A 10,973-nucleotide genomic window follows, 5' to 3' on the forward strand; every position below is an offset into this window, starting at 1 on the left:
GGCGCGCCCCCTGCTTTATGTGCAGTATCATCGTGCTCTCTGTGAGCTGCTTCAAGCCTATTTCGTGTCGGTTCAGGTGCTTAGCATAGACGAGATGGTTTGTGGGATCGGGCGTACGGTGCAGGGGCGCCCGATGGAGGAGGCCTTAGCCCGTCAGGTAAAGCGCGCCATAAAGGTCCAACTCGGCGACCAAATGCGCTGCTCCATTGGCATCGGCCCGAATACCTTGCAGAAATGAGCCTACTCGCCACAGGAAGCGCAGAGAGCCTAAACGCCAAAGGGGAAACTTAAGACGAGAGACAGTCAGAAGTTCCCGCTGAACTTGGAAGCCCTACTCCTTGTGGGTAGAGAGACTACACAGAAATGTGCGCGCGGAAACCATGTCATCTCGAAGCAAAGCGAGAGGGACCTTCGCTTTTAGCCGCGGCAGAGCGTCACACAGAATGAGGCTCCGTTAAGAAGAGGAGCCTTTCTCGAACACCTTGATCCAGCCTCGATAGCGTTGAATGTTCTCTTGGGCTACCTGGTTCTGCGGATCAATTTGGAGGGCGCGGCGAAAAGCGCCGAGCGCGCCGGGGATGTCGCCAAGTTGCTCGCGTGCAACCCCAATGTTGTTAACGGCATCTACATAGGAAGGGTCTATGGAAATGGCCTTCTTAAAGTAGGGAATCGCCTCCTTCGGCCGGCCGAGTTTAAGAACAGCAAGCCCAAGTCCGTTGAGGGCCTCGGCGTTATTAGGTTGTTCCACCAGGGCACGCCGGTACACCTCTTTAGCACGCTGCCAATTCTTGCGGTCTCCGCTGGTAACAAGCAGGTAGCCTAACATACGTAGGGCGAGGGCCATCTCCTGTCCGTGTTGAGGAAGGGTAACCACCTTCTGAAGAACCTGTATCGCCGCCTGTTTTTGGCCATCAAGCTGAAGGCTGCGTGCGTAGAACAGGGCTAATTGGAGGTGGGAGGGATTGGCCGTGTAGATTGGCGCCAGCACATGGGACGCTTCGGTGTATTTTTGCTCATGCAAAAGGTTTTGCGCATAGAGAAGAGCGATATCCACATTCTGTGGGTCTCGGTTGAGAGCTTGCCGATAGGCGCTATCGGCCTCTGTGTAGTGCCCTAGCTGGGTTTGGGTTTTGGCGAGTAGAAGTAGGGCGGAGATCGAATCGGGATGGAGGTTTAAGGCGGTCTGGAGTTTTTCTGCCGCTGCAACATTGTTGCCTTCTTGGGCAAGTAGGGTAGCCTGGGCCTCGATAGCAGCATAGTCGTTGGGCTGAAGTTGGACGGCGTTATCGAGCGCCGTTTGGGCTGTTTGCCATTCCGGAGCGGAGAGGGGAAGCTTTTTCTGGAGGGCGTCCTGCAGAGTAAGAATGCCGAGGTTGTGCCAAGCCACGGCGTTAGAGGCAGCAAGTTCCGTGGCTTTCTGGTAGGCGGCGATCGCTTCGCTATTACGCCCGAGATGCTGCAGAGCGTCGCCAAGGGCGCAAAATCCATCGCCGTTAGGGACGGCCTGGCCCTGAGGATCGAGTTGAGCATAGCGTTGCAAAGAGGCTGCAGCGGCTGCATAGTCACCGGTATTGGCCAGGGTGGTGCCGAGCAGGTAGGCGACTAAGGGGGAGTTAGGCTCTTGCCGGGCAAGCTCTTGCAACTCTTTGGTGGCCGATGCATACTGTTTTTGGGCGATGAGGGCGCTGGCGAGATTAAGACGTGCTGTGGTGTCGGACGGAGAGATGTCGAGCGCTTGACGGAGGGTTTCGATTGCCTGATCGTATTGATGTTGTTGAAGATAGCACGCACCGAGCCAGGCAAGGGCACTCTCATCATGGGGGTTGGTCTTAAGATAGGTTTGGAAGAGCTGAATGGCCTCTTCGATTTTTCCTACTTTTTGGGCTGCGACGGCACTATTGTAAAGCATATTTGGCGGTAAAGCTGCCTGTTGACCTGCCGCTTGGCGGTCGGTAGCAGCCTGTTGAAACGCCTCATAGGCCTCTTTATAGTGGTTCTGAGCAAGGTAGATGCGTCCTAGACCCTCGCGCACCTCGTAGTCTTTTGGGTTCAGCAACAATGCCTTTTCGAAGGCGGTTTGGGCATTAGAGAGCGCGTTTGCATCTTTCGATTGATCGGCTGCTTTTAGCCAGATAAAGCCGAGAAGGCGCCAAGCGGTCTCTCGGTCGGGTGCGAGTTGCGTGGCCTTCGTCGCCGACTCGGAAGCAAGTTGGATATCTCCTGCGTTCAGTGCCGCAGAAGCAAGAGCGATATAGAGCGCCGGCCGGTCGAGGGATTGTGGGGGCAAGCTTGGAATGCCCGTTGGCGCCGTAACAGAGGCACTAGGAGGTAAGGCTGCTGCCTTTTGGTAGGCAGCGATGGCATTCTTCAAAAACTCGGTTTTCTGGGAACTGTTTTGAGCTTTTGTGGCGGCGTCGAAATAGACGGTGCCGAGATCGAAGTAACAGCGGTAGAGGTAAGGGTCGCGCACATCGGGCTTCGGCATAGAGCCATAGATCGTAATGGCGTGCTGTAGAGCCTCGGCGGCGTCCGGATAGAGACCGAGTTTATGGTAAGCAAACCCTAAATCCACATAGGGAAGGCCTTGCTTAGGGTCGAGGAGAATGGCTTGTTGAAGTGGGTCTATCGCGTCCGTATAGTCGCCGCGTGCGATTTGTAAGAAACCTATCCATTGGAGAATGATAGGGCTTTTGGGGGCCTCACGATGCGCAGCTTGCATCTCTTTAAGCGCCTGATCCAGATCATTTGATTGATGGTTTTGCACCCAAGACTCGTAGAGATGAAACCCTCTATCGAACTGTTCTTGTACTGAGTCGGCATAGGCCACAGAAAAAGAAAAAAGGGAAAGCAAGCTAAGAGCGACCCATGCAGAACAACTGCTGAAGCATGAGGTTCGACCTTGCATACGATAGTACTAGCCTCGTTTCTTGTATTTTCTCATAAACACCAGAGGCAGCCCCATACCGGCAACGAAGGAGAGCCAACCTCCTTCCGGCACGATGCCATGTGGTGAGAAGCCGCCCGAACTGGAGAACTGTGGCGGCAGCGCACCAAGGAGGTTACCCCCGTTAGAGCCACCGCTGTGAAAGAAAAAGGGGAGAGCTAGGGCACCGGTGTACGGTATGCCGGAAAAATGGGCTTGCGGCAAACCCGGAGGACGCAAGGGTAGGGTGTCCGCTGAAGCGGGAATTTCGAGATCGGCGATCCGTGTTGGTGTAGAGATGGGAGTGTAGGGCTGTGGAGTGACCGGTGAGACGGGCGTGGTTAGGGAGGGCGTTAAGTCAAACTGATTATGGGCCACGCTCTTAGCCGGTGGCAAAGACACGGTTCCGATGGGGTTGCCGCATTCGGCGATCAGGACGGGTGCGTTTTTACCATCGGCGAATACCAGGGTTCCTGCCGGAACGTGGCGCAGTTTATAGCCCATGATTTCAGCTCCGTTGATGATGTGAACATACCATACAGGAAGATCGCGGTCGGCAGGAAGGCGTGTAAGATGAAGTTGAGCGAGGGCAAGCTCTACATCGCCCGTTGTTGCGATATCGAAATGGCGTTTGTACCTATCGGCAACAGTTGATTCGTGTTCGACTTCTTGAATGAGTTCGCGGGTGCTGTTGGCAGGATAGAGTAAGAACGCTCCGGGGGGAACGCCGGGAGTTGCCTTTGCAGCCAAGGCACCTTGAAGAAGCAGGCCACCAGCACTTAAAATAATGAAAGCGAGGGTCTTTTTACCGAAAGAAGCAAGACCGGTTAACGGATGTGTCATAGGTGTTTTCTCCCTTCATAGGTGTGTTATGAAAAGCGCTGTGGCCCATCCATCTTAATCTTGAACGGTTAAATTATTATATCCTAATACTTTGACGACGTGCAAGGCGATTCTGTTCAACAGAAAATTTTAGGGAACCTAGATAATCTTTATAGCCACCGTTGCCTGACCGGCCAAGGTTTGCTTAATCAGGTTGTATCCCCTTATATAAAAAGGAAACAGCTTACCATCGCCGTTAGTTCCTCATCGAAATGTGCGCGCGGAAACCATGTCATCTCGAATGAGAGGAAGGGCCTTGAAGGCCGAATGCACGAAGCGTGCGATTGCGTTGGCAGACATCTCCGCTACACGTTCGAGGTGACAAACGCTATAGCGGAGAGAACGAATGCCGATGTCATCTCGAACGAAGCGAGAGGGGCTCTCGCCTTTAGGCGCGGTAGTTTACCAAATCTGGTATATAGATTTCGCTTCGCATCGTAAGAACATCTAGAAGTCAGCATAAAACGGTAGACGAAGCAGAAGGCGCAAGATGAGCTTAGTGCATGTCGAAAACCTGGAAAAATCCTATGGCGGCGACACCCTATTTACCGGCGTAACCTTTCGCCTGGATTGGGGTCAGAAGGTGGGGTTGGTAGGGCGCAATGGGGCCGGCAAAACAACCCTCTTGCGCATTCTGGCCGGTGAAGAGGAGCCGGATCGAGGGCATGTGCGTTATGCACGCGGTGTTCGCTTTGGGTACCTACGTCAAGAGGATGCCGTTGATCCGAAGAAGACCGTGCTGGAAGAAGCGCAGGCGGCCTTCGCTCCTATTTTGGAGATGGAGCGGCGTATGCGCCAGATCGAAGCCGAGATGGGTGCTCTCTCTCCTGAAGAGGTGCAGCAAAAAGATTTGGAACCGGTTATCTGGGAATATAGTCAACTACAGGAACGCTTTGAGATTATGGGAGGATATGCGGTGCTTCGCGATGTCCCCCAAGTGCTCTATCGGCTTGGTTTTGCGCCGGAGGACTTGTCAAAGCCGTGTGGGTTCCTGTCGGGAGGAGAAAAGACCCGACTGGCACTCGCAAGACTACTTCTCTCAGGCCCAGATGTGCTCTATTTGGATGAGCCTACAAACCATCTCGATATCGAGGCCATTGAGTGGTTAGAAAGCTACTTAAAAGCGTTTGGCGGTGCACTGCTGCTGGTATCACATGACCGCTATTTTTTAGACCGCATTGCTACTCAGATCGCCGAGCTAGAGGCAGGGAAATTGACGTTCTATCGGGGTGACTATACCCACTTTCAACTACAGAAGCAGGCTCGCCAGAAACATATGGAGGAGGTATATGAACGCGAAAAGCGCGAAATAGCCCGTCTGATGGAGTTCTACGAAAAATGGAAGAGCACCCCTACGAGACGCAATCAGGCGATGGCTCGGAAACGATGGGCCGAGCGCTTAGAGGCACGTCTTGTTGAGCCACCTAAACCAACCGGTAAAAATCTTCGCATCAAACTTCAAGGCCGACGTTCTTCCCCTCTGTCGGAACGTGTGAGCGCAAGCGAAGTGCTTGTTTTCGAGGGGCTTACCAAACAGTATGATGGCAAAAAGCTTTTTGAAAACGTTAGCGGGGTTGTGCAGCGCGGCGAGCGCATTGGGATTGTAGGGCCAAACGGAGCCGGTAAATCCACGTTTGTGCGTATCCTTTTGGGGCGGGAGACGCCGGATGCAGGGACCGTGCGTTTCGGACAGAATGTTACCGTAGGCTACTTCGCGCAGGATACGAGCGATCTCGATCTGGAGGCCACCGTTCTGGAGAATATGCTAGAGGTAGGGACGATCTCCCCGCTTGAAGCGCGCACCCACCTCGCGCACTTCCTCTTTGTTGGTGACGACGTTTTTCGCCAGGTGAAGTTCTTATCGGGTGGCGAGAAAAATAAGCTTGTATTGGCCCAGATCACCTGGCTGAAGCCCAATCTGCTGGTGTTAGACGAGCCGACAAACCACCTCGACATCGAATCGCGCGAAGCGCTCGTGCAGATGCTGAAAGATTACGAAGGAACACTCCTGCTCGTTTCGCATGACCGCTACCTCTTGGATCAGACAACGGAAAGGACTTTGGAGATCGCCGGCGGCCAAGCGCGGTGGTACGATATGCCCTACAGCCTGTACAGAGAGCGATACCAGCCTGCGAACACGCGTGTTGCAGGCTCGGCTGGTCCCTTGGCGAAACCTACTACGCACGATTCGGCGCTTGAACGTCTGCTCTCGGAGCGGCCTCACAGGGCGGCAGGCTCGGCTGGAGCACGACCCGATCTGCACGCTTTAAACGCGGAGCGCCGCAAAGCGCGCAGGCAGGTGGAGGAAGCTGAAAAGCGTGTGGAGGCTCTCGAAAATCGCTTGAAAGAGCTAGAGGAGCGCCTTTTTCATCCTAAGCCTACGGACAATGTAGTTGCCCTTTCACAGGAGTATCATGGCGTTCAGCAGGCGCTTGAGGAGGCCATGCGATTTTGGGAGGAGGCGGCTCGTTATGCCGAAAAGATCGGCGCCTAACCATTCCAAACCTCAAAAAGCCGCATCGTGTGAAGATTGAGTTGTCTCAAGTTAGGTTTAGTCAAAGACTAGTGCTGGCTATGAAAAAGCTGCGATTCGCTGAGCCAAGAATCCATCTCCCCGTGTTCGCTTAAAAACACTCTACATAAGTTTTCAATTCAACCCGATAATATTGCTTGGTAGAGCACTCCCAGTACGTCTGGAACTATCTCGAAGCCGCTTATCGAGTGGCCAGACTTGTGCACTATCGTTTCTTCCCCTTGCGTGCTCGGAGGCCCTAGAAGGCCTTCGAGCACGCCTAAAAACACTTAGACCCTACTTTGTATTTCGCCGTAGGCGATAGCTTACAAGGAGAATCATCGTGATGTGGGACTTTATAGAACGCGAAGAGTTTCAAGACCTCTATTTGGCCGGAGAGCGCGTGATGCCGGGGCTTTACCGGCAGGTGGATGGGAAGCGAGAGGTGTGGCTCGAAAAGGAGGACGTGTTGCCTGCAAGTCTCGATGGCCGCGTCGCCTGCTATCGGCGTGTCTACTCCTGGGCCCTTATCCAACAACAGCAACCTACGGTAGAGAAACCGACCGACTATTCTCTCCTCTCCTCCTGAGGTCCCTTCTTAACTTGTGAACATCCTCGGCCTTGTTACGTCTAAAAGGCCGAGGGTTTTGCGTATCAACAAGGAATTTGCTTTTAGAAAGGAGTGAGAGGATGCGTACTCGCCTTTCGCCGTGGGGTATCGTACTGCTTTTTACGGCCTTGGTGTGGCCCCTCTATGCTTTTGCTCCATCGGCACCGGTGGTGGACGTTCGCGTGTTACCAGAGCCGGTGGCCCCGGCGATCCCCAAAGACTTTCTGGGGCTTAGCTACGAAGCGCCTGCCCTTACAAGTCCCTACTTTGATCTCTCTAATCGGGTTTATGTGCAGTTGCTGCGGAATCTAGGACCAGGCTCTTTTCGATTCGGCGGCAACAGCGTGGAAAACACATTTTGGCTGCAGGTACCTATAGATGCGAATCAGACTGCGCCCCGACCCCTTCGGCACCCTACCGTGCTAACGGGTTCTGACCTCGATAGGGTTTTTAAGTTCGCGCACGCCATCGGCTGGCATGTTATTCTTGGGGTGAACTTGGGGCATTTCGACCCACAGATGGCAAGCGATGAGGCGCACTATGCGGTGACGCATGGTGGCAGCACGCTGACGGGCATTGAAATCGGCAATGAGGCCGATCTTTATGGCGGCAACGGGTGGCGCACACGGGAGTGGAACTATGCGCAGTATCATCACGATTTCACAGCCTATGTTGCCGCCATCGAGCAGAAGACACCCGGCACTCCGATCGTTGCTCCGGCTTTTTGTTGCTATCAGGGCTATCGTTGGTTGCCACAACTCCTTCGAGATGACGCCTCAAAAATCCACCTCGTTTCGTTTCACATGTATCCGTTGTATCATGCACCCGGCAGCAAGGGACCTACGGCAGAACAGCTGCTGAGCACGAAGGTAGCGAATTGGGAGGATCAGCACTTGCAAGAGCTGGCTTCCGATGTGGCACCCTACCGTTTGCCCTTGCGCATGGCGGAAACGAACTCCGTTGCCGGAGGGGGTATGCCGGGCATTAGCGATACCTATGTCGCCGCACTTTGGGTTGCCGATTACCTCTTTCGCGTGGCCGAATATGGCCTAAACGGAGTCAATTTTCATGGTGGCTTTTTTAGAGGAGGCTATAGCCCCATTTGGGAACAGAACGGGGTGTTCTCGGCGGCACCGGAGTACTATGGCATCCTGTTGTTCCACGAGGCGTCCCAAGGCCGACCTGTTCAGGTACAAGTGGATGCGCCCTCTGATCTCAATGTGGTAGCCCATGCAGTGGCCGGCTCTAGAGGGCGGCTCTACGTGGCGATCATCAACAAGGATTTTCAGAACGGCGCCGAGGTGCATCTGCAACTGCCGTCTTCTTTTCGGTATGGTGAGATGCTTCGCCTAAGCGGGCCGGCAGCAAATGCCCAAGAGGGCATAACGCTGGGAGGTCGAGCGGTGTCGGCAGATGGGACATGGAGCCCGGTAGACCCCGAACGTGTGAAGGTAAACGATCGAAGGGCCATTGTCTCCGTGCCGGCCCTCAGTGCAGTCCTGATCACGTTCTATAAGTAGTTCCACTTGACCACCGAAGGGCTTTAGCCCGTCGCAAATAGGGATAGGCATCTGTGGGAATAGGGTAGGGGGTAGGCCTTGTGCCTACCCTACTGCGAGAAGCCGCAGCTAGATTGAGGCGGCGTTGCTCATCCGGCACCTCACTTGAAAATCTACAAGGAGGTGATATAATGGACGTATGCAAAACGGCCAAGAACAACTCTGTGCTGACGTTCCTGTTCCTAAGGATGCCGTGGTATGGCAGGTGCATCTTTTGCGCAGTCAACCGCAAAAGCTGCCGTTCGTAGGCGCCGTTGTTTTACTGGGTGTTTTAAGCGCTTGGGTGCTTTTCGGCCAACTGCTGTTGGCATTGGTGGCGCTTATATTGCTTTGCAAGGCTGCAGGCGAATATCTGTTTCCAATTACCTATCGTCTCGATGCCGATGGTGTGTGGTTGAACGGATTTCTGTTGCGTCAAGGGCTTCAGTGGCAGGAGGCTAAACGCTTGGTAAGCGAAGAGAATGGATTTTACGTATCTCCTTTTGCCGTTGCCTCGCCGTTAGAGCGATTTCGCGGTCTCCACCTCCGTTTCGCAAACGACGGTTCGGTTGGTGACCGCGCTATGGTGTTAGGCGCGATTGCACGGTGGGCGCCTCATCTTATAAACGAGGCACTCTGATGTTCGATTGGAACCGCCCGCTCGACCAGAAGCGTTTGGAAGCCCTGATCGAAGAGATAGCACAGTGGGTGCATCGCCGTCAATTGCACGTTCCGGCCATCATGTTGCTGGAGATGCACAAGCCGATCTCCTTCTTTGTGGGGCAGGGGATCGTGTTTTCGGCCACGCTGCTCGCTCCTCTTTTCGGCGCCCAAAAGGTTCAGGAGTTTTCTCGGCTGCTCGAAAACCGAGAAAACATAGAGCGGCTTATACAGCGCATCGAGACGCTGGCATCGGCCCCTAACGCCGTAGCTTCGGAAGGAGAGAAGCATGCTTCATGCCAATAATGCCGTGCGTATTTTCATCCCTCTGTTTAGCATCATCATCCTTGCAGCCATCTATGTGGCACGCCAGCGCACGCTCTTTATCCGGCGCATCTACGGCCTAACGGCCATTGAAGAGGCGGTGGGCAGGGCCACGGAAATGGGTAGGCCGATGCTAGGCGTTCCCGGATTAGGCGGCATTGACATTGTTACTTTACAAGCCGTTGCCATCCTAGCCTATGTTGCGCGTATCGGTTGTCGCTACAGAACCCCACTGCTTGTGCCTGTTGCCGATACAACCCTACTACCCCTGGTGCAAGAGACGCTGCAGGATGTCTACGTGTCGGAGGGAAAGCCCGAACTTTTCGACCCCGAAAACGTGCGCTTTCTCTCGAATCGCCAGTTCTCCTTCGCCGCTGCGGTCGCCGGAACCATTCTGCGAGAGCGCACGGCAGCCTGCTTCTATTTCGGGTCGTTCTATGCCGAAGCCCTTATCTTTTCTGAGGTTGGCCAACAGATCGGGGCCATTCAGATCGCGGGGACGCCCTCGACACTTCAGATACCCTTTTTCATCGCAACCTGCGATTATGTGATCATCGGGGATGAGTTTTATGCTGCCAGTGCCTACCTCACGCGCGATCCGGTTTTGTTAGGGAGCATTGTCGGCCAAGACCTCTGCAAGCTTCTTCTCATCCTCGGCGTGCTGATCGGAATTGCTGTAGCCTCTGTTTGGCCGATCTATCTCCCGCTAATCAAGAGCTTCTTATTAGGAGCAGGATAGTGGACTTGCTGCGAGGGTTCTTGCACCCGATTCATAGCAAAACCCTGTTGGCACTATATGTAGCCGGGGTACTTTTCGCGTGCCTTGTGCTCTTCTTGGTGCTGCAGCTCGTTCCCGTGCCGGCGCGGCGGCATGTTATCCGTTTCGTTACGTTTATCGGGGGGCTTTTCTACGCCCTTGAGTTCTTTTTACCGGTAGCCAAAAGCGGCCCTCACGCCGACCAAAACGTTTTAACCCCCTATACCACCGCCTTCGGGAACATTAGTCAGGCCATTGTCGGCTTTACCATCGGATTGGGGGTGATCAACCTTTTTCAGGTACATCTTGGCCGCCTCGTGAAAAGAGCGAGCGATGCGATATTTAGTTTGGCCTTCTTTCTTAGTTTCTTTGCCATGTTTCTTGTGAGCCTGTGGCACCACAGTCACCCGAACGCCCTCAGCAGAGCGCTGAACCATATTCTGTTCGATGGCCTTCTCCAGTCGCTTGACGCCACCATGTTTTCGCTCATCGCCTTCTACATCGCCTCCGCAGCCTATCGGGCGTTTCGGGTGCGCTCGTTGGAGGCCACTATTCTGCTCGTCACCGCATTGGTGGTGATGCTAGGCCAGATTCCGGTTGGTACCTATCTTACACACACCTTCCCTGCCCCCTTGCGGGTGGAGAACATCCGCAACTGGATTCTCACGCAGGCCAATGTGGCGGTAATACGTGCTATCGCGTTTGGCCTCGATATAGGCGCTCTCGCGATGTCGCTACGGATATGGCTTGGGCTGGAGCGCGGAAAC

Annotated in this window: 9 protein-coding genes and 1 pseudogene; 8 read left to right on the forward strand and 2 right to left on the reverse strand. The window is 54.3% G+C overall.

Going from position 1 to position 10,973, the window contains the following annotated elements; translation table 11 throughout:
• Nucleotides 1–238: pseudogene (locus VKV29_RS09420) on the forward strand (DNA polymerase); the annotation flags it as partial.
• Nucleotides 239–454: 216 nt separating this feature from the next.
• Here the strand turns inward: VKV29_RS09420 and VKV29_RS09425 are convergent.
• Nucleotides 455–2,764: a tetratricopeptide repeat protein gene (locus VKV29_RS09425; RefSeq protein WP_324201053.1), complete on the reverse strand. Its 2,310-nt coding sequence runs from the start codon at nt 2,762–2,764 to the stop codon at nt 455–457.
• Between the two features lie 150 nt (nt 2,765–2,914).
• Nucleotides 2,915–3,766: a hypothetical protein gene (locus tag VKV29_RS09430; protein ID WP_324201054.1), complete on the reverse strand. Its 852-nt coding sequence runs from the start codon at nt 3,764–3,766 to the stop codon at nt 2,915–2,917.
• Between the two features lie 529 nt (nt 3,767–4,295).
• Here VKV29_RS09430 and abc-f point away from each other — a divergent pair.
• The 7 genes from abc-f to VKV29_RS09465 form a co-directional block, all read left to right on the forward strand.
• Entirely contained in the window at nt 4,296–6,299 is a 2,004-nt protein-coding gene (gene abc-f / locus VKV29_RS09435) for a ribosomal protection-like ABC-F family protein (RefSeq protein ID WP_324201055.1), read from the forward strand.
• A 364-nt stretch (nt 6,300–6,663) separates the two neighbouring features.
• Complete coding sequence (locus tag VKV29_RS09440; protein ID WP_324201056.1) at nt 6,664–6,906, forward strand: hypothetical protein; 243 nt, start codon at nt 6,664–6,666, stop codon at nt 6,904–6,906.
• Between the two features lie 101 nt (nt 6,907–7,007).
• The gene (locus VKV29_RS09445; RefSeq protein ID WP_324201057.1) at nt 7,008–8,447 is read left to right on the forward strand and encodes a glycosyl hydrolase family 79 C-terminal domain-containing protein; all 1,440 of its coding nucleotides are present in this window, start codon (nt 7,008–7,010) and stop codon (nt 8,445–8,447) included.
• Between the two features lie 178 nt (nt 8,448–8,625).
• On the forward strand, nt 8,626–9,105 hold the full coding sequence (locus VKV29_RS09450; protein ID WP_324201058.1) for a hypothetical protein: 480 nt from the start codon (nt 8,626–8,628) through the stop codon (nt 9,103–9,105).
• Nucleotides 9,105–9,431: a hypothetical protein gene (locus VKV29_RS09455; RefSeq protein ID WP_324201059.1), complete on the forward strand. Its 327-nt coding sequence runs from the start codon at nt 9,105–9,107 to the stop codon at nt 9,429–9,431. Before VKV29_RS09450 ends, VKV29_RS09455 begins: the two co-directional genes overlap by 1 nt.
• Entirely contained in the window at nt 9,415–10,188 is a 774-nt protein-coding gene (locus VKV29_RS09460; protein ID WP_324201060.1) for a DUF6754 domain-containing protein, read from the forward strand. The genes VKV29_RS09455 and VKV29_RS09460 overlap by 17 nt, the downstream gene beginning before the upstream one ends.
• Nucleotides 10,188–10,973 (forward strand): hypothetical protein (locus VKV29_RS09465; protein WP_324201061.1); only part of this gene is annotated, 786 nt, incomplete at its 3' end. The genes VKV29_RS09460 and VKV29_RS09465, both read left to right, overlap by 1 nt.

The sequence above is a fragment of the Chthonomonas sp. genome (genome assembly GCF_035294165.1).
Classification (GTDB): domain Bacteria; phylum Armatimonadota; class Chthonomonadetes; order Chthonomonadales; family Chthonomonadaceae; genus Chthonomonas.